The organism is Bradyrhizobium sp. CB2312, from assembly GCF_029714425.1.
Taxonomy (GTDB): Bacteria; Pseudomonadota; Alphaproteobacteria; order Rhizobiales; family Xanthobacteraceae; genus Bradyrhizobium.
In genome coordinates, this window is record NZ_CP121668.1 from 6795964 (window position 1) to 6816903 (window position 20940).

General features: G+C 60.7%; 22 protein-coding genes and 1 pseudogene. 12 read left to right on the forward strand and 11 right to left on the reverse strand.

Annotated elements, in window-relative coordinates; translation table 11 throughout:
• Window positions 1-51: 51 nt before the first annotated feature.
• A complete protein-coding gene (locus tag QA642_RS33185; RefSeq protein ID WP_283080647.1) occupies window positions 52-3378 on the forward strand; it encodes an adenylate/guanylate cyclase domain-containing protein in 3327 nt (1108 codons plus the stop codon).
• A gap of 494 nt (window positions 3379-3872) precedes the next feature.
• Here the strand turns inward: QA642_RS33185 and QA642_RS33190 are convergent, their stop codons facing one another.
• The gene (locus tag QA642_RS33190) at window positions 3873-4112 is read right to left on the reverse strand and encodes a hypothetical protein (RefSeq protein ID WP_283080648.1); all 240 of its coding nucleotides are present in this window, start codon (window positions 4110-4112) and stop codon (window positions 3873-3875) included.
• A gap of 1632 nt (window positions 4113-5744) precedes the next feature.
• A complete protein-coding gene (bioB, locus tag QA642_RS33195; RefSeq protein ID WP_283080649.1) occupies window positions 5745-6749 on the reverse strand; it encodes a biotin synthase BioB in 1005 nt (334 codons plus the stop codon).
• Between the two features lie 349 nt (window positions 6750-7098).
• On the opposite strand from bioB, the gene QA642_RS33200 reads away from it, so the two are divergent.
• Both QA642_RS33200 and QA642_RS33205 read left to right on the forward strand, forming a co-directional pair.
• The gene (locus QA642_RS33200) at window positions 7099-7281 is read left to right on the forward strand and encodes a hypothetical protein (protein ID WP_027558858.1); all 183 of its coding nucleotides are present in this window, start codon (window positions 7099-7101) and stop codon (window positions 7279-7281) included.
• A 4-nt stretch (window positions 7282-7285) separates the two neighbouring features.
• Window positions 7286-7519, forward strand: a complete 234-nt coding sequence (locus tag QA642_RS33205) for a hypothetical protein (RefSeq protein ID WP_283080650.1) — start codon at window positions 7286-7288, stop codon at window positions 7517-7519.
• A gap of 88 nt (window positions 7520-7607) precedes the next feature.
• Here the strand turns inward: QA642_RS33205 and QA642_RS33210 are convergent, their stop codons facing one another.
• The 3 genes from QA642_RS33210 to QA642_RS33220 all read right to left on the reverse strand — a co-directional run bounded on the left by QA642_RS33210 (window position 7608) and on the right by QA642_RS33220 (window position 8440).
• Window positions 7608-7832, reverse strand: a complete 225-nt coding sequence (locus QA642_RS33210; RefSeq protein WP_283080651.1) for a hypothetical protein — start codon at window positions 7830-7832, stop codon at window positions 7608-7610.
• Window positions 7833-7874: 42 nt separating this feature from the next.
• Window positions 7875-8120: a transcriptional regulator gene (locus QA642_RS33215; protein WP_283080652.1), complete on the reverse strand. Its 246-nt coding sequence runs from the start codon at window positions 8118-8120 to the stop codon at window positions 7875-7877.
• Between the two features lie 110 nt (window positions 8121-8230).
• Window positions 8231-8440: a cold-shock protein gene (locus tag QA642_RS33220; RefSeq protein WP_080135923.1), complete on the reverse strand. Its 210-nt coding sequence runs from the start codon at window positions 8438-8440 to the stop codon at window positions 8231-8233.
• Between the two features lie 341 nt (window positions 8441-8781).
• Between QA642_RS33220 and rpsU the strand changes: the two genes are divergently transcribed.
• The 3 genes from rpsU (at window position 8782) to QA642_RS33240 (ending at window position 11557) form a co-directional block, all read left to right on the forward strand.
• On the forward strand, window positions 8782-9084 hold the full coding sequence (rpsU, locus tag QA642_RS33225) for a 30S ribosomal protein S21 (RefSeq protein WP_283080653.1): 303 nt from the start codon (window positions 8782-8784) through the stop codon (window positions 9082-9084).
• A 329-nt stretch (window positions 9085-9413) separates the two neighbouring features.
• Window positions 9414-9584, forward strand: coding sequence for a hypothetical protein (locus QA642_RS33235; protein ID WP_283080655.1), 171 nt, complete (start codon window positions 9414-9416; stop codon window positions 9582-9584).
• Window positions 9585-10114: 530 nt separating this feature from the next.
• Window positions 10115-11557 (forward strand): GMC family oxidoreductase, encoded by a 1443-nt coding sequence (locus QA642_RS33240; RefSeq protein ID WP_283080656.1) that lies wholly within the window; start codon window positions 10115-10117, stop codon window positions 11555-11557.
• Here the strand turns inward: QA642_RS33240 and QA642_RS33245 are convergent.
• Window positions 11546-11782 carry a hypothetical protein gene (locus QA642_RS33245; protein ID WP_283080657.1) on the reverse strand — a complete coding sequence of 79 codons (237 nt, stop codon included), beginning with the start codon at window positions 11780-11782 and terminating at the stop codon, window positions 11546-11548. The genes QA642_RS33240 and QA642_RS33245 overlap by 12 nt on opposite strands.
• A gap of 624 nt (window positions 11783-12406) precedes the next feature.
• A complete protein-coding gene (locus QA642_RS33250) occupies window positions 12407-12664 on the reverse strand; it encodes a hypothetical protein (protein ID WP_283080658.1) in 258 nt (85 codons plus the stop codon).
• A 728-nt stretch (window positions 12665-13392) separates the two neighbouring features.
• Here QA642_RS33250 and QA642_RS33255 point away from each other — a divergent pair.
• Entirely contained in the window at window positions 13393-14124 is a 732-nt protein-coding gene (locus QA642_RS33255; protein WP_283080659.1) for a DUF3750 domain-containing protein, read from the forward strand.
• Window positions 14125-14282: 158 nt separating this feature from the next.
• Window positions 14283-15317 carry an IS110 family transposase gene (locus tag QA642_RS33260; protein WP_283080660.1) on the forward strand — a complete coding sequence of 345 codons (1035 nt, stop codon included), beginning with the start codon at window positions 14283-14285 and terminating at the stop codon, window positions 15315-15317.
• Between the two features lie 341 nt (window positions 15318-15658).
• On the opposite strand, the gene QA642_RS33265 is transcribed toward QA642_RS33260, so the two are convergent.
• A complete protein-coding gene (locus QA642_RS33265) occupies window positions 15659-16105 on the reverse strand; it encodes a hypothetical protein (RefSeq protein WP_283080661.1) in 447 nt (148 codons plus the stop codon).
• 342 nt (window positions 16106-16447) lie between these two features.
• Between QA642_RS33265 and QA642_RS33270 the strand changes: the two genes are divergently transcribed.
• Window positions 16448-16861: a hypothetical protein gene (locus QA642_RS33270; RefSeq protein WP_283080662.1), complete on the forward strand. Its 414-nt coding sequence runs from the start codon at window positions 16448-16450 to the stop codon at window positions 16859-16861.
• Between the two features lie 2 nt (window positions 16862-16863).
• On the opposite strand, the gene QA642_RS33275 is transcribed toward QA642_RS33270, so the two are convergent.
• Together QA642_RS33275 and QA642_RS33280 are read right to left on the reverse strand one after the other, a co-directional pair.
• Complete coding sequence (locus tag QA642_RS33275; RefSeq protein ID WP_283087027.1) at window positions 16864-17103, reverse strand: helix-turn-helix transcriptional regulator; 240 nt, start codon at window positions 17101-17103, stop codon at window positions 16864-16866.
• Window positions 17104-17114: 11 nt separating this feature from the next.
• Entirely contained in the window at window positions 17115-17681 is a 567-nt protein-coding gene (locus QA642_RS33280; protein WP_283080663.1) for a DUF2975 domain-containing protein, read from the reverse strand.
• A gap of 136 nt (window positions 17682-17817) precedes the next feature.
• Here QA642_RS33280 and QA642_RS33285 point away from each other — a divergent pair, with 136 nt between their 5' ends.
• Window positions 17818-18255, forward strand: a complete 438-nt coding sequence (locus tag QA642_RS33285; protein ID WP_283080664.1) for a DUF2147 domain-containing protein — start codon at window positions 17818-17820, stop codon at window positions 18253-18255.
• A 181-nt stretch (window positions 18256-18436) separates the two neighbouring features.
• Window positions 18437-18880 carry an SRPBCC family protein gene (locus tag QA642_RS33290; RefSeq protein ID WP_283080665.1) on the forward strand — a complete coding sequence of 148 codons (444 nt, stop codon included), beginning with the start codon at window positions 18437-18439 and terminating at the stop codon, window positions 18878-18880.
• A gap of 174 nt (window positions 18881-19054) precedes the next feature.
• Here the strand turns inward: QA642_RS33290 and QA642_RS33295 are convergent.
• Window positions 19055-20382, reverse strand: a pseudogene (locus tag QA642_RS33295) (Hsp70 family protein).
• A 290-nt stretch (window positions 20383-20672) separates the two neighbouring features.
• Between QA642_RS33295 and QA642_RS33300 the strand changes: the two are divergent.
• Window positions 20673-20810, forward strand: coding sequence for a hypothetical protein (locus tag QA642_RS33300; protein ID WP_167336519.1), 138 nt, complete (start codon window positions 20673-20675; stop codon window positions 20808-20810).
• Window positions 20811-20940 lie beyond the last annotated feature (130 nt).

Here is a 20940-nt window from a genome sequence, read left to right on the forward strand (position 1 = left end):
CGCCGTGGGTCTGAAATTCGGCCAGCCGCCAACCCGATGTCAGTGGGGCCAATGCAGCAGATTGCGGAGTGGCTCGAGAAGCTTGGCTTGGGGCAATACGCGCAGCGCTTTGCCGAGAACGACATTGATCCGAGCGTTCTGCGCGATCTGACCGATCACGACCTCGAGAAAATCGGCGTCTCGCTCGGCCATCGCAGGAAGATTTTACGCGCGATTGCGGAGCTCGATGAGGTCGGACCGAGAGCCGGGCCTGCTCCTCGGACCGCGGCCGAGAAACGTCAGCTCACGGTGATGTTCGCCGATCTCGTTGGTTCGACAGCGCTTTCGACAAGGCTTGACCCTGAGGACTTGCGTGAAATCATTGGCGCGTACCACCGCTGCTGTGCCGAGCAAATCGAGAAATCTGGCGGGTTCGTTGCCAGATACATGGGCGACGGCGTGCTCGCTTATTTCGGCTATCCGCGGGCGGATGAAGACGATGCAGAGCGCGCGGTATACGCCGGGCTAACATTAGTCGCGGCAGTGGCCGGACTTGCTGTCGGTCCAGAGACAAGATTGCGAGCGCGAGTTGGCATTGCCACCGGTTTGGTGGTTGTCGGTGATCTCCTCGAGGAGGGCGCGTCGCGGCAGCATGAGGTGGTCGGTAAGGCCGCCAATCTGGCCTCGCGACTTCAGGCCCTGGCCGATCCGGACACGGTGGTCATCGACGGTAGCACCCGCCGCCTCATCGGAGGGTTCTTCGAGTATCTCGCTCTCGGGAGCGTTTCCATCAAAGGCTTCAGCGATCCGGTGCCGATCTGGCAAGTCATCGGTGCGAGCGCGGTCGATAGTCGCTTCGAGGCCTTGCGCGTAGGCAGAACGCCACTGCTCGGCCGAGCTGAGGAGATCGGGCTGCTGATGCGCCTCTGGCAGGAGATAAAACGCGGCAATGGCTCGGTCGTGCTGATCTCGGGTGAGCCGGGCATAGGCAAATCGCGCCTCGCCGAGACGGCGCTGGAGCGGCTGAGCGATGATCCACACATCCGCTTGCGCCGCTTCTGCTCCCCGCACCACCAGGACACCGCGCTTTTCCCGACCATCTCACAGCTCGAGCGGGCAGCGGGATTCCGGCGTGACGATACGGACCAGCAACGGTTGGACAAGCTCGAGGCGTTGCTCGCGGAGGCAAACGCCGACCTTAGCGAGGCCGTTCCTCTGATCGCGGATCTGCTGTCCGTGTCGATCGGGAATCGCTATCTACCGCTCAACCTCAACCCGCAGAAGCGCAAGGAGAAGACGCTGCGGGCCCTCCTGGCCCAACTCGAGGGACTGGCAGCACGCCGGCCGGTGCTAATGGTATTCGAGGATGTGCATTGGATCGACCCCACCTCGCTTGACCTATTGGACCTCATCGTCGACAGGGTCTCCACTCTTCGGGTTTTGTTGATCATCACGTTCCGGCCAGAGTTCGTGCCGGCCTGGATTGGGCGCCCGCACGTGACATCGATCAGCCTCAGTCGTCTGCCGCGTCGACAACGTGCCGAAATGATCATGCGGGTGACCGGCGGCAAGGCGTTGCCTCAGGAGATCGCCGAACGGATCATCGATCGAACCGATGGCGTACCGCTGTTCATCGAGGAATTGACCAAGGCCGTAATCGAGAGCGGTATGCTGACCGACGCTGGCGATCGCTTTGATGCGAGTGGGCCCGTGCCTCCGCTTGCCATCCCTACCTCGCTCCAAGCGTCGCTCCTGGCACGGCTCGATCGCTTGGCACCCGTGCGCGAGATGGCACAGATCGGAGCAACCCTTGGGCGGTCGTTCTCGCATGAGCTGATCAGCGCCGTCGCGGCCATGCCGCAGCAACAGGTGGACGGGGCCTTGGCGCAGCTCGTACGCGCCGAGTTGATCTTCCAGCGGGGCACCCCGCCGGATGCAGAGTACACGTTCAAGCACGCGCTGGTACAGGACGCAGCCTATAGCACCTTGCTGCGCGGTCGACGCCAGCAGATCCATGCCCGCGTTGCGACGACGCTGGAGAGCCAGTTTCCTGAAATCGTGACCGCTCAGCCGCAACTCATGGCCAACCATTGTGCCGAGGCCGGTTTCACCGAGAAGGCGGTCGGCTACCGGCTCAAGGCCGGCCAGCAGGCGGTCGCGCGGTCGGCGATGGCGGAAGCGGTGGCGCAGTTGCAGCGGGGGCTGGAATTGGTGGCGAAAATGCCCGAGGAGTCCCGGCCCCTGCAGCACGAGCTTGACCTGCAAATCGCCCTCGGACGGGCCCTGATGGCAACTCATGGGTATTCGGCGCCCGTGGTGGCCGACACCCTCGTCAGGGCGCGAACACTCGCTGAGCGGTTCGATCGACCGGATCGTCTCGCTCCGCTGCTCTATTTCCAATGGGGTTTCCACATGGTTCGGGCCGAGCACGAGCTCGCGGTGTCGCTTGCCGAACAGTTGGAGACATTGGGCCAGACAAGAAAAGATCAAACCATTCGGTTGCTGGGTCACTATATCCATGGCGCCAGTTGCTACTTCCGCGGGGAATTTGTGACAGCGCGCGCCCTTCTTGAGCTGTGCGACGGCTTGAGAAATCCGGCCGCTCGCGCGACTTGCGCCGCCATAGCGGTGGCCGATCCGTACGCGGCGAGCCTGGGTCACCTGGCGTTGACATTAGCGTTTCTGGGCTACATCGATCAGGGACGCGCGCGCGCGGACGAGGCGTTGTCGGAAGCCCGCGGGCTCGATCATCCGTTCACGGTGGCCTTCGTGTTGAGCAAGGTGTGTGCGGTGATGGCGGCGGCCGGCTTGTGGCATGACGCACGGCGGCACGCCGAGGAGCTGGTGGCCGTCTCGAACGAGCACGGTTTTCCACTCTGGTTGGGACTCGGACTTCTTCATCAGGGTCGGTCATTGACGGAACTTGGACAGGCGCAAGATGGCCTCGCTGTGCTCAAGAGGGGACTCTCGGTGCTTCGCGCTGCCGGAGCCGTGGTGCATACGCCGCACGCGCTCTGCCTTCTCGCCGCGGCTCGCACCAAGATCGGGCATCTGCAGGAGGGGCAGCATTGCCTCGTCGAGGCTGAGCAGCTCATCGAGACGACCCACGAGCGGTGCGGTGAGGTCGAGCTGCATCGGCTTCGAGGCGATGTGACGAATGCGAGAGGCGACCGAGCCGCTGCGGAGCAAAATTATCATCGAGCGCTCGCTGTGGCGGAGCGCCAGAGCGCGAAGACATTTGGGCTACGCGCTGCGACGAGCCTCGCCTGCCTGTGGCGCGACCAGGGCAAGCGCACGGAGGCTCGCGACCTCCTCGCGCTCGGGTATGGCCGGTTCACCGAAGGCTTCGACACGCCGGTCCTGCGGGACGCCAAGGCGCTACTCGACCAGCTGGCCTAATGCAGTTCACCTCTTACATGGCTGGATAGCTGCTCGTCGCCACCGGCGCCGAGTGTGAGGATGGGATGCGATTGCCACCGCATGCGCCCCAATGCCGTCGGAATGTCGGCATCGGGTCACAAGCGGCGGTCGCGGCAAGCAGGGCCCCGGGTCGGGTCTAGAGCCGATAGCCGACATCGCAATAGCTTCAGCCTTGTTCATCAAGGGCCAGTAGGTGCCATCCGGATCTGCCGGTCCTGTAGGCTGCCTGGTAGCGAGCCGCTCTATTGAAATTTGGCACGCAAAATTTTCTATGCGAACTCACACGATTTGACTTGCCTCAATGCGCAGCACGCCGAATCGCAGATTATTTCCATGCGAAAGCGGACAACCGCGCTGGTTGTTACGGTGTAGGCGCCTTCCGCGCCGTGGCTCGCTTCTCAGTGCGCTTTCGATCGCTCGCATGCGGCTCGGGCCGGGAAGCTCTGATGTCGGTTGATGCGGATAACCTACAATCAACTGTGCGCTACGCCTTGTTGACGACGCGAGCTACCACTGTTTGTCCATTTCATCCGGATGTGATCATCCGCGTCGGTGACGATGGCGCCGAGACCCATGCTTATTATCGCGCCCGGAACGTCGCCAAAAGCGATGGCACGTGCTGGGAGCATGACGAACTGATAGACGAGATTGCGCGCCAACTTGTGCATGCGGCGGATGGCGAGTGCCCCCGGTGTAGACGTCACCTCCGTCATCGTAACTGAAGGACCCTTCCCAAACGCCTGCACATCACTACCGGATCATTTCGAACAGTCCCCCATATGCCAGCGATTTTGCTGTCGCGATTGCGAAGATCTTGGCAGATGCGGAAGGAAGAGCTTTGGCGCCGGAGGACCTTTGGCGGCTGGTTTACGAGCGCGCCCGCGATCTTCCTGCGACGGTTGACCTCTCTACTGTCAGAGGATGATCCGCAGATACTTGATGAGCTTCGGTATGTTTCGGCGTTAAGGAATATTTGAAAGAGCATAATTTGGTTCGTCGAACCTACGATCAAGTACCTGATGAGTTCGAGGCTGACGGGACGAACTTCCCCAAGTTCCTGGCAGGCAAAGCTCTGAACTAGCAAGCTCGCATGCTCGATAAAGGCCGATAGATACCACGTCCCTTGGTTTGTCGCCCTTGGGCGGCCGACGAGCACGCGAGTCTCACGATAGAAGGCCGCGAGATAGGATCCATAGCTGACAAACCTTTGTTGCGGTATTCCAGGAACGGCAGAAAGAGGAGCGCAAAGCCACGTCGGACTGAATAACTTTAGCGCGGTGTCCCTTAAGGCCAACAACTAAAAATAGTATACTATCTTAAGGTGGCGGAACCACAAAAACAGTTCCACGTTGTAGTGAGTCTAGTCATCACTCCGGGGAGCCTAAAATGCGGGCGACAACGTACGTCGCGCGTCGGATCGCGGCCCTGCTGGGCTACGCCAAGTCCACGGTGATCGAGCGATCGAGAAGGCTGGTTAGACGACGCTCTGCTAGTAAGACGGCGCTCGACCGGGAAGCCGTCGCGGAGCTTATTAGCCTCACCGACAACTTGCTCCGGCAGTACGGCCGAGACGTCGAAGGGAACGATAAAGTCACCCGGTGCTTCGCTACCGACGAATTCTTCGTCTCTACGTACACGGTCGAACCGGGCCTCGCTCGCTACCAAATTTCGCAGCACGCTGACGGTGAGTATAGATCTCAAGTGTTTGTCGCGACGTGGCACTGCACTTCGGGCACACCAGACCTGCAACTCTACCGTGACGGACCTTGGCGAAGGCGATTTCGGAGTTTCGCTGACGACTCATTGGCCCCGGCTCCACCACGGCTTCTACATTGATAGCGCAAGGGCCCTGATCTCGTTTCACCCCGCCTTGAGCCGACTGCATCTACTCCCCGCAATATCACGCGGCCGTAGAGTAGGCTACGACCTCAACCAGCGCGTGTATAACTCCAAGGGCGAGCAGGGAGAGTCTGCTTCAGGTCATTCGCGCCTGGTTCAGCCAGCGGCAATTCCGGGCACAGTCCGCTATGTCGCCGAAAGCGGAAGTAAATTCAGAACATTGGCAGCAAGGCTATAAGTCATGAGGGTTGATGGCGGAGCCCAGGACGTGATTCAAGCTCCTTTACAGCCCATCAGCTCGGCGTCGGCCTGATGGCCTTTGCCGCTGGCGTCAGCAGAGATGCGCTGGGGACTTATGTGCCGGCGCTTCTTCTTGCCGGAATCCTCTGCCTGTCGGCTGCCGCGGCCTTTGCACTGGTGAAACGTCCCGCAGTGGCTGCTCCTGCATGACGGGCCGCTCGCAGAGGAAGGCCACCGGTTTTCGGCGGCCTTCCAGAACGATCCCCTCACAGCGCCTCCAGCCCGAGCCGGCCAAACAACTTGCGATCGGCTTCGTCCTGCGGATTGCCTGCCGTGAGCAGCGTGTCGCCGACGAAGATCGAGTTTGCGCCGGCAAAGAAGCACAGCGCCTGCATCTCGTCGGTCATGGCCGACCGGCCGGCCGAGAGTCGCACGAAGGAGGCCGGCATCATGATGCGCGCCAGCGCGACGATGCGCACGAACTCGATCGGACCGATCGGCGGCGCTTTCGCCAGCGGCGTTCCCGGAATCGGGATCAGCATGTTGATCGGTACGCTCTCCGGCGCTTCCGGGAGGTTGGCGAGCGTGACCAGCATGTCGACGCGGTCCTGCTCGCTCTCACCCATGCCGAGGATGCCGCCGCAGCACACTTTCATGCCGGCCTCGCGGACATGCTCCAGCGTATCGAGACGATCGGCGAATGTGCGGGTGGAGATGACGCTCGGATAATAACGCTCCGAGGTATCGATATTGTGATTGTAGTAATCGAGCCCGGCCGCGCTGAGCCGGTCGGCCTGATCGCGGTCGAGCATGCCGAGCGTCATGCAGGTCTCGAGCCCGAGCTGCTTCACGGCGCCGACGACCTCGACGATCGCATCCATGTCGCGCGGCTTCGGGTTACGCCAGGCCGCCCCCATGCAATACCGCGTCGCGCCGCTCGCCTTGGCCTTGCGGGCCTCGGCCACGATCTTCTCGACCTCCATCAGCTTGGTGGCCGCTACGCTTGTGGCGTGATGCGACGACTGGCTGCAATAGCCGCAGTCCTCCGGGCAACCGCCGGTCTTGATGTTCAAGAGCCGGCTCAACTGCACGCGATTGGGGTCAAAATGCTCGCGATGGACGGATTGCGCACGAAACAGCAGATCGTTGAAGGGAAGCTGGTAGACCGCCCAGGCATCCGCGCTGGTCCAGCTTTGCGTCGCTTCCTGAGCTCCTTGGGATTCTTCCAGTCGGGAGATTTTTTTGATCTCCCCTTCGTTCGCGCCGAGCATTCGCACACCTCCTGACAATGCGGCGGGACCATCGTGAACTTCGCGCCAGCCGCAGGGTCGATTTCAAGTGCAGTGGAACTGTCAGCGGAATCGGACCGGAGTGTGGCGACTTGATTTTGAGTGCCCACGGTGTCAGCGCGCTTTGGCCCGCTGAGCAACCGGGACGCGATCGATGCCGAATTGAGGCCGGCTAAGGAACAGACGAGATCCCTCCCCGTTATTCCCTACACGCCCGTGGAATCGCAGGCGGCCATCCGACGATGACAAAGTCGATCGCTACCAGCCTGCGGGCTGGAAACGCCAGATCCGGCGCATCGAGATCGCGCCTGTCCACCCAATCGAGGTCAAGATGATGAGAGATCATCCCGCGTCCCGGGCTCTGCGGGAGGCCCATAAAGCGTTCAAGCCGGTCGAAACGAAGAAGCCGATGACCGACTACGCGAAGGCGCAACAATCCCTTCACGAAAATCGCGAGCGCCTGAAAGCAGAACGACTGGCCCGAGAGGCCAAGCAGGGAAACCGCCCCAGATAGGGAAATGCTGGTGCCGCATTATTACTTCGACGTCAGGGACGGCAACGCACTTTCTGTGGACGAAGAGGGACTGACCCTGACGAACCAGAGGGCCGCCGAGATCGAGGCCGCGCTGTCACTTGCCGATACCGCAAAGGACCTTGCGCCGTCCGCGACCGGATGCGGTCTGGCCATCGAGGTGCGCGATGCCGACGGTCCGATCTTTCGCGCGGCATTCTCGTCGCCTAAAGCGCGGTGAGATCGGATGAATCGTCATCGCGCTTGAGGTCGTTGTTTGAGCATGATCTTTTTCGGAAAGCCGCTGCGCATTATTCCGGATCATGCTTTTAGAGCATCGAGAGAACGACGACACCGTCTTCAAGCTCGCCTGACTCAAGGCGCGCCCGTGCGATACGCTCAAACTCCGTCCGGTACTTCTGAAGATAGCTGAAGGCCTGCTTCTGCGTCTGAAATGTCATCGCGAGACGGCACATCTGTCGGCCGGCGCCGAGTGCGAGAAAGAAGGTGATTGTGCCGCCGCCATCCGGCTTGGTCCTAGGCACGAACCGCACTCATCGGCATGTCGAGCCCTCTCATCGCGCTGTTGAAATCGGCTATCGCGACAGCTTTGTCTTGCGCTTCTTCAATGCGGGTGCCGGCGACGACGATGCACGCAGATCTCCGTCGGCCGCGTCCCTGGCCTCGCGCAGCTCACGAAGCCGCGCCATGTTGTTGCGGACATCGATCGTCCGCCTTTCGGCATCCGCCATCGCCTGCGCGCCTTCTTCGGCGGCCAGGCGGCGACGCTCGGACCGCGCGATGGACTCTAAGGACGGTTCGGCCGATTTCTTCGCGCTCATTTCTTGGCGCTCATCTTTCATCCTCTTCGGCAACGGACAAAACCCGCTCGACCCGAGATCGAGCGGGCCGCGTGCCGTTTCAGTACATCCGTGAAACGGCGTAGGAGAACTCAAGCCAGCGAGAGATTCTCAGCGCTGACCTTGCCACGCATCTTGTCGGTCTTGGTCTCGAAGTTGACCTTCTGGCCCTCAGCGAGCCCTGCAAGACCGGCCCGTTCGACTGCGCTGACATGAACGAACACATCGTTGCCGCCGTCGTCGGGCTGAATGAATCCAAAGCCCTTCTGGCCGTTGAACCACTTCACAGTACCTGTTGCCATACTTCTTCTCCAAAAGCGCATAGACGCGCATTCCGCGTGACGCTCACGCAGATCGATTCAATTCGTCGATGTCTCTGGAAAAAGGAGCCCGCGGGCGCATTCAACAAGGCACAGCGGCTGAACGACAAACTGAGGGTATACCTCGCCCTTCGCATTAGCAAGGCTTCGGGCAGATTTAATCGCGCCGGTGGGCTTCCGTGGAACCTTTGCCCGTTTGGAGACTCAGACCTGAAGACATCTCGTGTGAGCGGCGAGATCTTCGCGAGATCCAATCATCCCTGCGCACGCGGCTGTCGCGCAGTCGTGGTCGACCAAGGCAGCCTCAATACAGGGAGCCGCCGATGCAGGTTTTCGTTCGCGACAACAATGTCGATCAAGCACTGCGCATATTGAAGAAGAAGATGCAGCGTGAAGGCCTCTTCAAGGAGATGCGTCGCGCGCGATTCTACGAGAAGCCGTCGGCCGCGACAGCGCGACGAAAATCCGACGCCGTGCGGCGCCTGCTAAAGCTCGCGCGGAAGCAGGCCATTCGCGACGGATTGATCGTGGTCAAGCCAAAAAAGTCGGTCGCAGCCGGCAACAAACGGGGCGCCGGCCTATCGAGCGTGCCATCGGGGCGGACTATGGAAGCAGCCCTGAGGTAGTTTGCGAGCAACCCAGGCTTGGCAGATTCCGCGTGAACAAAGTCCCTTTATGGACATACATGCTGCGGATCTATGGTATGGTTCGTGATCACCGCCCGGCCCGTGGCTTCTATCGGTGATGAGAACGCCGATTGCGCTCCCGCCCTGTCCGAACTAGGGAGCTTCGCCATGAAACGCGGTCACTTCGAACAAACCCGATCTCTCAGAGAGCGGCTCGTCGACGAAATCAATTGCCTACGCGAAGAGGCGCGCCTGCTTCCTCCAAGCCATCGCCGCGAGATGTTGCTCCGCAGGGCGCAACAGGACGAAACAGCCATGCAGATCGATGCGTGGCTCAGCTCTCCCGGTCTGAGAGCGCCGACATAACGCTGCGATATCACGCTTATCTCGTCGGGCCGAACGGCATCCTCCAGTCCGCCGAGGCCTTCGAGGCAGCCTCCAATGCCGCCGCGTTCGTCGATGCGCAGCAGTTCGCGTTGCGCGGCAATGTCGAGGTGTAGCACCTCGGCCGGAAGATCGCGCGACTGAGGGCGACACTCGTCGAAGGCGCAGGCAAGATCTCCATCGAGCGTGCTTCACGTCGCATCGATCTCAGCCGAGGTCTGCAAAATGATTGCCCTCCTCAAGCCGGCATCACGCAAGCAGACCCGGTGAAACGCGCTTCCTCTCTCCGGAGCGGGCTGCTCGCTTTCCTTGATCGCGCGTATCCATCTTGTAACCGCAATTCCCGCGCAGATTGTGTCCTTAATTGCCGAAGGATACCCCAATGTTTGGGGACGCTTTCGATAGATCGCAGAGCGCTGCCGAGGTCACGATCATCGGAGCAGGTCCTGTAGGTCTCGCAATCGCGCTCGAGCTCGATCGGCTGGGAATTACCAGTCAAGTCCTCGAAGCTGGAGGTCTGAGGCGACGCCGATCAGTGGACAGTCTGTTCACCGCGCAACTCCGCACACCGGCAACCCACGGTCCGCTCGAGGCCGTATCGGCAAAAATGTACGGGGGAACATCCAATCTTTGGGCCGGAGCTTGCGTGGCCTACGATCCGATCGACTTCAAGGAGCGGAAATTTGTAAGCTACGGAGCATGGCCGATCACGTACGAGGATGTATCGCCGTTCTTTGAACCGGCCAGTCGCTTTCTTGACACCGGCCCTGCGGAGTTCATTGCGGCCGACGTAGCTCATGAATCTGGCGATGAGTTTTCGTGCACGAGTCTTGCGCGCTTCGCGGGCGAGAGGCGTAGCCAGGTCCGGCACGGTGGGGCCGCCGTTCGATCCGCCCGCATCAGAGTGTGCCTGAACACGGTCGTGACCGAGGTTTTGCTCTCCGGCGATGGCGTCGTCACCGGACTTGCCGTGGCATCATCGGATGGATCGAAACTATCCCAACTACCCGTTCGAATGCTCGTCGTTGCGGCCGGAGGGATCGAGACGACAAGGTTAGCTTTGAATATGCAGCGCGATCGACCCAGGCTGTTCGGCGGCGAAGCTGGCCCCCTCGGGCGATACTACATGAGCCATCTGATGGGCTCGATAGCGGACGTCAGATTTCTCAAGCCGCAATACGTAGACTTGTTCGACTTCCGGAAAGACGCGAACGGAACCTATACCCGCCGCCGATTCCAGCCGAGCGAAGCAACGCAGGAAAAATGGGGGCTGTCGAACACGGTTCTATGGCCGGAAGGCGCGATTGCAGATGCGAGGCATCAACGAGCGCTGCTCTCGCTGCTATTCTTGTTGTCCGGCGCGAACAGCCTCGGGCGAGCCATCTTGCCGGAAGTCATTCGGCGCCGATACAGCGAAAATATGCTCGGAAGCACTGCTGGAGCACATCTGCGAAACCTCACGCCGGCAGGCTTCAAGAGCATTCTGGCTGACGCGAATGCGCTTTTGGAACGGTGGTACGCAGACCCTCGGCCTCCCGGTTTCCTCATGCGCAACCAAGTCTCGCAGTACAGGCTCGCCTATCATGCCGAACATCTGCCCAATCGGGAGAGCCGGGTGACTTTGACAGGCGAGGTCGATCGGTTGGGCATGAACCGGATTGCGATCGACTTGCGCTTTGCAGATGCGGACGCAGCATCCCTCGAGAGAGTACACCAGCGAATGTCGGAATGGTTGAAGCGGGGAAGTCTCGCCCGACTGGTGCTGCGGTGTAACCCATCCGATCAGCAACAGAGCGCTTTGCGGCAGGCCAAGGATGGCACGCATCAACTCGGCATGACCCGTATGGCTTCATCGGCAAACGACGGAGTCGCGGACAGGAACCTTCGCGCTTTTGGCATCGCCAACCTGTACCTGTGCAGCACGTCCGTGTTGCCAACGTCCAGTCAAGCAAATCCGACGCTGATCGTTGTGGCGCTCGCTCTGAGATTGTCGCATCACATAGCCCGCTCGCTCAGGGCTGAGGAGCGTCTCGCAAGCTTAGGCACGCACTCCGTAAGAGCCGCTCGTTCGCCTCCCTCAGGGAAGTAGATGGCCGTTGATCATCATTTTGAATAAGAGTGCGAGACATAGCCAAAGCAGCAGGCTCGGCCCCGCGGCAATCAGCAGGCCGCGGAAGAATCTTGCTCCATCGTCCTCGTCGACGTGGTTCGGGCGCACGTGACGGATCGACGATTGATGGCGACGGCGGATCGGCTCAATTTGCCCCATCCGCAATGCTATTCGGTACCAGGAGCGCTCTGACAAGTCCTTCAAGGGTGTGCTTGTTGGGCCTCTTTCGAGGTAACCCTCTCCGTCACGGATGCCGGCAGGCACCCCCGGGGAGTTCGGCGACACCCTCAGTCTGCTAGGCGGGCTCCCGGTTTCACGCTCGCGCGCAGGCCCGCATTGCCTGACTATGTCGGCTGTTCGTCTCTCGTAAGCGCATCAAGGCGGTCCAATTGACCTGCCAAGCCGGACAGGCTTCTGGCGATGTTCTTCATCATGAAAGCGCGGTCTTTGGAGATGCCGGATGTCTGAGAGAGTGCTCTGTATCGATGTGCCAATTCCAAGCATTGTGCGGCAGTAATCATTTGGCCTCCAAGGCTTTATCTCGACCTAGGCGTCAATGAAAACAAGCCCTCAACCCTCGGTTTTGGTACCAGATACGCCTCGCGACAGATCATCGCCGTTGAGCGAACGGTCCTTGTGATCCGCTCATCTGCCGCGCGCCGTCGCCGGACCTACGCCGCGGTTGCCTTGCTCCTCACGAAGCAATGTCTGCAACGAGGCACCAGCGGGCTTGCCGGCACTGTCCACCACTTAGCCGCTTGCGGCCAGAACGCCGGGTCGGCTCATCCCAAGCGAACCCGACCTCTCGACGACAAAACCAAGTGAGACCTACTTACGTGGCTCGGTCACCACTTTGGTTGATCCGTCCGGCGCTGCCTGCATTCCCGGTGGGCTTTGACCTTGCGGGCTTTCCGGCGGCGCGCCACCCGATTTCGTGTCCAGCGGTCCGGTCCAACCTTGTGGCTGCAATTGACCTTTCTCTTCTGGTGCCGAGCGTCCAGTTGGCATGTCCTTGGGGTCGGTCTGTGCTGCCGCAAATCCGAACGACAACGCCCAGCCAACCGCCGTTATCAGAATGATCCGCATTGCGAGACTCCGCTTGGCTGATCGAACCAACAGGCTGGTCCCGCTTCAGTTCCGAATCAAACTCCCCGCAAACGATGTCCGCCTCGGGTCAAAATGCGAAGAACTCAGCCAGATCAATTGTAGTCCGCTATACCTTAGTGAACGGCCTCCGTTGCCGAGGCGCCACTTTGCTGATGGGCCAAGAGCACCAGCTGCCGCCGGCAAGCGGAACGCCTTGGCATCGCGTGTTGCCGACAAAAAATCGTTCAGAAGTGTCTCGATCTTCCTCAGCGTGACGTGCGCAAGTCGCTCCTATCGCCGGCGTGCGATCCATGCTCCGACCAGGAAAGCGACAAGCAGCGATCGCAAAGGCGCCTTCGTCGTTACCTCGCGCAACTGCTCAGCCCATCGCATCGCAGCGTCCGACGAAGGCGAGTGGACCGGCCGACGGCTCTCCCCTGTGTTCTCTGTTGGCCTCCCGAAGCCCTGGTTCAGTCCTGAATTTCGCCCCATGCCCTCCTGCTCATTCGCCAATCCCGAGGCCTCCGTCATCGCCGAAGCTTCCTTCATATCCATACGCATTCTCCTTTCGATCAATCAGCCAGGCTTCAAACTCGCTCGGCTCACTGCTCCGGCGGCAAAACCCTTGATCCAACGGAACCGATCGGCTGAAGCAGCTATGGCGGCGGCATCCATGCGACCTATATGATCGTGGAAGATCCCGCCGCACCGCTCCCTTGAAGAAACACTTGCTCATCTTTCTGTTCCTCCTGTTTGCGCCCCTCGCTGCGTCAGCGGCGAGATATTTCTTCTTGGGCGATGGCCGCGGGAATTGGCAAATGGCCGACCGGTCGAGCGCCGGTCTTCTCCCCGCCGCGGCGGATCATCCCGAAGCAACCATACGGGTCTTCGCGGCAAGAACCGTCAGATGGCGCAGCATCTTTGCCGTTCACACCTGGATCGTCGTGAAGGAGAAGAATGCGGCGATCTACACAAGATATGACTACACGGCCTGGGGCGAGCCGATCCGCACCAACGGCTTCGCTCCAGATGGGCGGTGGTTCGGCGCTTTGCCCGAAACCATCGTCGCCGTGGATGGAGAGCGCGCGGAAGCGCTGATCCCAAAGATACGGGACGTGATCGAAAACTACAGGTTCCGGTCCTATGGGGATTATAGCGCCTGGCCGGGTCCCAACTCGAACACCTTCGTGCAGGCCGCACTCGACTCCGTCCCCGAGCTCCGCGCCGTCCTGCCGCCGACCGCGATCGGCAAGGACTTCCCGTACACCGGCAAATGGCTCGGCGTCACCGCGTCAGGCACCGGCATCTATGCTTCGCTTGCTGGATATTTCGGCTTCTCGATCGGCTGGGTCGAGGGCGTGGAGGTCAATCTCTTCGGTGCCGTGCTCGGGTTTGACATCCGGCGTCCGGCGCTGAAGCTACCTGGCCTTGGCCGATTTGGGATGGCCGCCGGCCTGTAAGAACCGGGATCCCGGTTTTCGGAGCCGCCCACCAATTTAGATGCGGTAATGGGCCCGGCTCCGGAGCAAGGGGTCATGATGGTGGCTGTCCCCCGATAGATGATGAAACGGGGTCACGACTTGAGTCGGCCCCAAGCATCTGGAGACGGAGGACAGCCGTGGAGAATTATGCCGGAATCGACGTGTCATTGGAACTGTCGAGCGTGTGTGTTGTGGACGCCCAGGGTAAGATCCTGAAGGAAGCGAAGGTCGCAAGCGAACCCGACGCCTTAGTTGAGTTTTTTGAGACGCTCGGCTTTGCAGTGAAGCGGATCGGGCTGGAGGCTGGGCCGCTGTCGCAATGGCTGCATGCAGGCCTGAAAGGTGCAGGATTTGAAACAGTTCTGCTGGAAACGCGGCACGTGAAGGCCGCATTATCTGCAATGACGGTCAAGACGGATCGCAAGGATGCCCGCGGGATCGCCCAGTTGATCCGGATGGGATGGTTTCGGCAGGTACACGCAAAGTCGGTTGATGCGCAAGAGATCCGGGCACTCCTGATCGCACGCAAACAGCTTCTCGGGCGGCTGATCGATGTAGAATTAAGTATCCGAGGGATTTTGCGCGGCTTCGGTCTGAAGGTTGGCCCGGTGACGCGAAGGAATTTCGAAGCGCGGATTCGAGAGTTGGTTGCAGGCCAGGCGACATTGGAGCGCATTGCTGGTGCGATGCTTTCGGCACGATCGGCCCTGAAGGCAGAATACGGAAGACTACACAAGGCTGTGCTGGCAATTGTGCGTGATGATGCAGTCTGCCGCCGGCTTATGACAGTACCAGGCGTTGGTCCCCTGGTGGCCATCACCTACAAATCGGCGATTGATGATCCTCATCGCATTGTAAAGTCAAAGGCAGCAGGCGCGCTGTTCGGGCTCACGCCAAAGAAATATCAATCGGGAGAAAAGGACGTCACGGGCGGAATCACGCTGGCCGGCGATGAGACGGTGCGGACGGCCTTGTATGAAGCCGCCAACGTTCTGCTATCGCGCATCACGCGGTTCTCAAAACTCAAACGCTGGGGGATGGACGTCGCCAAGCGGAGAGGCTCGAAGCGCGCAAAGGTCGCCTTGGCACGCAAGCTCGCAGTGATCCTGCATCGGATCTGGGTCGATGGCACGACTTACCGATGGGCCGAAGCGGGCTCAATCGCAGCATAGAAGACGTGGAGGAGATCAAGAACGCAACCGGGATGAACTGAAGCCCGGTGCCCGAAGTCCCGTCGCCGGGACGGTGGATGCGGTGAAGCCGTTACACGCCCAGTGGCGTCGTCCGACGAACCACGCGTATCTAGATAGGCTCACCGCTCCCTCTGACAGCATGATGTGGCGGCCAGGCGTCGACCACGAACAGAAGCATGAGCTCGGCGGCGTGGCGTTCACTCGGGAGGCTTGACATCATCGGGCCCATTACAGAAGGGCGTGTACTCACAAGTCCAGCACGAGTCTGTTCCAAATCCCCTGAGAGATCACCGACATTGAGGAATGAGAGCCATCGCCCTTCACGGCGTTTGACGCGCGCGGCGGCGGAGATAGGCGCCTGTAACCGACGCAAGGCCCAACGCATAGAATGTCATCCAAAAAGCAGAGGCGCCGCGCCAGATCACGCTCGGTTCGTGGGGTTGCAATATGGCGAAGACGATACCGATCGCCCACGCATAAGCGAAACAGACCCAGAAGATATATTTCATCAACGAGGGGCACCCCGCAAATACCAGCTCCCAATGATCGATCTCCTCACCCACACTGCTACGCATCTTCCTTTCCTTTTCCGAGATGCTGATGAGGATGACCGACAAAAAGGCCGGGAAGATTCCCCACGTAAGCACTGGAAACAAGGCATTTCCGCCGAGTTGGATGCTGGTGAATGACACCGCGTTCACAACGATGCTGAGTACCAGCCCGCACGCGGCGTAGAGCATCGCAAACAGCAGTAGCAGGCTGATCATGGTGGTTCGATTAAGAAGTACGAGGCGAAGGATGGCGGCTTCGATGAACGTCTTGTGCAGTATTAGTCGCACCACCCATTCGTGCGGTTCGCCCGGTCCTCTGTCCGATGGGGCAAACAGCGAAGAACTCCGACTGAGCAAATATGGGCTGCTGTGCCCCTTCTCGCTGACATAAAGAGGCCAAATCGGGCTTCGACTTCGGAGTCTCGCCAAGCCAATTTGATTCAATTGAGTGCGTATTCGTCAGACGGGCGTTTCCCGTCACAAAAAGTATCGAAGCGGATTCAGTCGCCCTTAATGACTGATGCTCGAAGTTGCGCCCATTAAAACGGGAGCATCAGCATGCGTCTCGCGTTCTTTGGATTGGTTGCCGCAGGTATTGCCGGCTTTGCCGCCTACGATCAGTACGACAAGAAGACGAATTTTCAGCGCGTCAATGCGCATGTCAGCACCGTGACCGAGCAGTGCTACCTGGAGAAGGTCGAGCGCGGCATTCTCTCCAAGACCACGTCGACCTCCGACATGCTGCGCTGTGAGCTCGCCGAGCTGCTGACGCGCGAGCATCCGAAATGGCAGGGCTACGAGATCAAGCACAAGATCGAGATCCAGTTCGCCTTCATCTCTCCGGTCGACGGCGCGACGCACACGTCGAGCCTCAGGATGTCCGCCTTCCCCGATGGCCGGGCGCTGCACATGGGGGATGTCTTTCAGGTCCTCGCGTCCAAGACCAAGGCGGACAAGACCCGTCAGGTGTGAGCTCAGCTCCCCTCGCCCGCTTCCCCATCGCTGTCCTCGCCCGCGACATATTCGAGGATGTCGCCGGGCTGACAGTCGAGCTCGCGGCAGATCGCGGCCAGGGTCGAGAAGCGCATCGCCCTCGCCTTGCCGGTCTTCAGGATCGACAGGTTCTGGATGGAGATGCCGATGGCGTCGGCGAGGTCACCGAGGCGGCGCTTCCGCTTCGCAAGCATGACATCGAGGTTCACGACGATCGGCACCAGCATTCACCTCAGATCGTCAATTCGTTTTCGGACTGCAGCAGGATAGCGTGATCGATCACGAATTTCAGCGCCATCAGGAACACCCCGCCCGCGATCGTTCCGATGTCCAGATTGTAGGACGGCAGGAAGAACTTGATGTCGCCGATCTCATGCAAGGCGTAAGCCACCGCGTTGCTGGTGGCGAGATCAATGAACGGCCAGATCACCAGAATGATCCCCATCCACCACACACCCTGGAGCGTCTCGGACACGAAGATCCGCCCGCGCGCGAATCGATGCACCATGCGGTGAAGGATGCCGGTGAACACGGCAAAGAACGACAGCTGAAACAAAAATAACGTCCAGAACAGCATCTGCCCCTTGCGCGACATGTCGAGCGGGTTGGTGACGATGCCCGCGCATTTCGCCTGCTCGGGACTGAGGCTGGCCGCAATCGACGCGGAGGCGGTCGTGTTGTGGCGATAGGCAAGCCATATCACCACCGGGAATGCCGCCCAGATCATCCAGAACGCAAGATCGAGGCGTCGAAACCAGCGCTGCCGGGCCTCGCGCACCGACGTCCTCACCGCATCCATCTCCAGGCACTCCGCAATGCAAGGGTCATCTATGCCGGCCAGTATGCCCGTTCCATACGCTTGACTCAACCTTAAGCGCGATATATTGATTGTTTATCATGAAATTATTCATGATAATTAATCCGACGGAGCCCCCATGCGTTCCACCCTCGTCCGGCACGTGCTCGCAGCCCTGTTGTCCATCTCGCCGCTTGGAGATGCCAAAGCCGCAACGGCCAGCGATCCCGGCGGCGTCTGGCTGACCCAGTCGGGCGATGCGAAGATCAAGGTGAGCCGTTGCGGCAACGCGCTGTGCGGGCGCGTCGTCTGGCTGAAGGAGCCGATCGACAAGAAGACAGGGAAGCCGCAGCTCGACGACCACAATTCCGATCCGGCGCTGCGTGGCCGGAAGATCGTCGGCATCTCCCTGTTCATCGACATGCAGGCGGCCGGCGCCAACAAATGGTCGGGCCGGATCTACAATGCCGACGACGGCAAGACCTATGCGAGCACGGTGACCTTGCTGCCGTCGGGCAATCTCAACGTCCAGGGCTGCATGGGAACGTTGTGCGCGGGTGAAGACTGGACGCGGTGAGCACGCAGGTCCGCGAGCGCGAGGTCAAAGCCGCCGGTTCCGGCGGCTCATTTATGTGCGATCTCTTTTATGCGGTGACGTGTCGGATCGTCAGCCCCTCGTTCGTCATCTAGACATCAACGGGCCTTAAAGCGCGATGAGATGTCGGCCCATCAATGCACATGCACGAGGAATGACGAACATGCCCAGCACTGTACGACTGCACCGCGTTCTGGCCACCAGCCCCGAGAAAATCTATCGCGCCTTCCTGGAGGCCGATGCAATGGCGAAGTGGCTGCCGCCGAACGGCTTCACCTGCACCGTGCATCATTTCGAGCCCAGGGTCGGGGGCACGTTCAAGATGTCGTTCCGGAATTTCACCACGGGCAACAGCCATTCGTTCGGCGGCGAATATCTCGAGCTCGTGCCCGGCGAGCGCCTGCGCTACACTGACAGGTTCGACGATCCCAACCTGCCCGGCGAAATCCAGGTGACCGTGATCCTGAAGAAGGTGTCGGTCGGCACCGAGGTCGACATCACGCAGGCCGGCATCCCCGACCTCATTCCGCCGGAGGCCTGCTATCTCGGCTGGCAGGAATCGCTGCGCAATCTGGCGCGGCTGGTCGAGCCGGAGATCAATCAGTAGCAGTGACAGCAGTATCGTAGGGGTGGGCAAAGCGCAGCGTGCCCACCAGTCTGTCTCAACCTGGGAAAGACGTGGGCACGGCGCTCTGCGCCTTTGCCCACCCTACGGCACTGGTTGATCGCATCTACAGATCGACCCACATCGTCATTACTCGCAATGACGACTGCTCCTGGGCTACGTACCCTTCGGCTTGAGCCCGCCATCCGCGGTCCAGCGGTCCGGGTCGGGGCTGTGCCCGATCAGCGCGAGGCCGTAGGCGATCGACTCGAACTGGTCGCCCGACATCAGCCGCTCGTTGCCGAAGCGGTCGGCGAACAGCTTTCGCACCGCGGGCACGAAGGAGGTGCCACCGGTCAAGAACACCTTCTCCACCTCGCGCGCGGTGATGCGGGCTTCGGCCAGCACCTTGTCGACGGTGGCCCCTAACCGGGCGATGTCGTCGGCAATCCAGGATTCAAAGTTCTTCCGCGTGATCGTCGAGCCGATGTCGACGCCGCCGCCTTTGAAGCGGAAGTCGACCTCATCGTGCCCCGACAGCGCGACCTTGGCGTCGGACACTGCGCGGTACAGCGAAAAGCCGAGGTCGAGATCGACGATGGTGATGAAATCCTCGAGCAGCTTCGGCTTCAGCGCGGTGCGCGCGAGCTCGCGGAGCTCGCGCAGATCGCCGTTGCTCTTCATCATCGCGAGCTGATGCCAGCGCGCAAGGTTGGTGTAGTGGCCGCTCGGAACCGGCAGCACCTTGTCGAACGAGCGGAAGCTCGAGCCCTTGCCAAGCCGCGGCGAGACGACGTGATCGACGATGCGGTAGTCGAAGGTGTCGCCGGCAATGCCGATGCCGGCGTGTCCCAGCGGCTCGGCGCGCAGCGTGCCGCCCGCGCGCGAAAAACGCATCACCGAGAAGTCGCTGGTGCCGCCGCCGAAATCCGCAACCAAGACGGTTGCATCGCGCTCCAGCCGGCGGGCGAAGGAGAACGCGGCGCCCACGGGCTCGTAGACATAGCGCGCGTGGCCGGCGCCAAGACGCTCGAACGCGGCGCGATAGCGCTGCATCGCCAACGTCTCGTCGGGATTGCCGCCGGCAAAGCGCACGGGCCGGCCGACGGTGATGTTCGATGTCTCGAAGCCGAACTTCTCGCCGCCATGGCGTGCCAGGGTGCGCAGGAACGCCGCCAGAATGTCCTCGAACTTGAAGCGCTGGCGGAACACCTGCGTGGTTTGAAAACTGCTGCTCGCGGCAAAAGTCTTGAACGACTGGAGGAAGCGGTAGACGTGGCGGCCTTCCAGGAAGGTCTCGATCGCCCACGGGCCCCCTCGGCCTGGGCGCCGGCGCCCGGCCGGTCCTCCCAGAAGCACAGCGCCGAGACGTAGACGCTGTGGCGCTGGCCGCCATGGTCGAAGCGGATGGCCTCGACCCGGCGGTCGTCCGCCGCAAGCGCGACGACCGTGTTGCTGGTCCCAAAATCGATGCCGATCGAGACGGCGGCCGAGGCGCTCGACATGAACCACTCTGACAGTTGGTTGGAAAAGGGGGCAGACCACTAACGGCTTTGACCTGCCCTGCCAAGACCCGGATCCGCTGTAAGGCCGGTCAAATCCGCGCCAATGCGTCGTTTCGGCCGCCATTTGGCAATTTTAGGCCCGCAATGGCCGCTTTAACGCATCATTATGTTGCAATGCGAAAGGTTGCATGCTGCTATGCAAACAAGCGCATGGACACTGGCATCTGGTATACATAGATTGTCTTTCGAAATGAGGCAGCGATACTGACTGTCTCGAGAAAGGAATTCCGATGTCCAAGACCGCTTCCGTCGCTCTCGCTCCCTCCTCCTCGCTGTTCGCGCGCCTGATGGCTGCGATCGACCGCCTCCTGATGGCGAGCGCCGAGATCTCGAATCACAACGGCGACCTGCCGCGTTTCGGCCTGTAAGCGGGCTCTTTCCCGCGCAGCCCTGCCGCGCGACGGTTTCAGACCGATCCACATGCTACTTTTGATGAATGGCCCCGCACGACGGGGCCATTTCTACTTGTGCTGTCCCGAGTCACAGCCGCGACCGGAC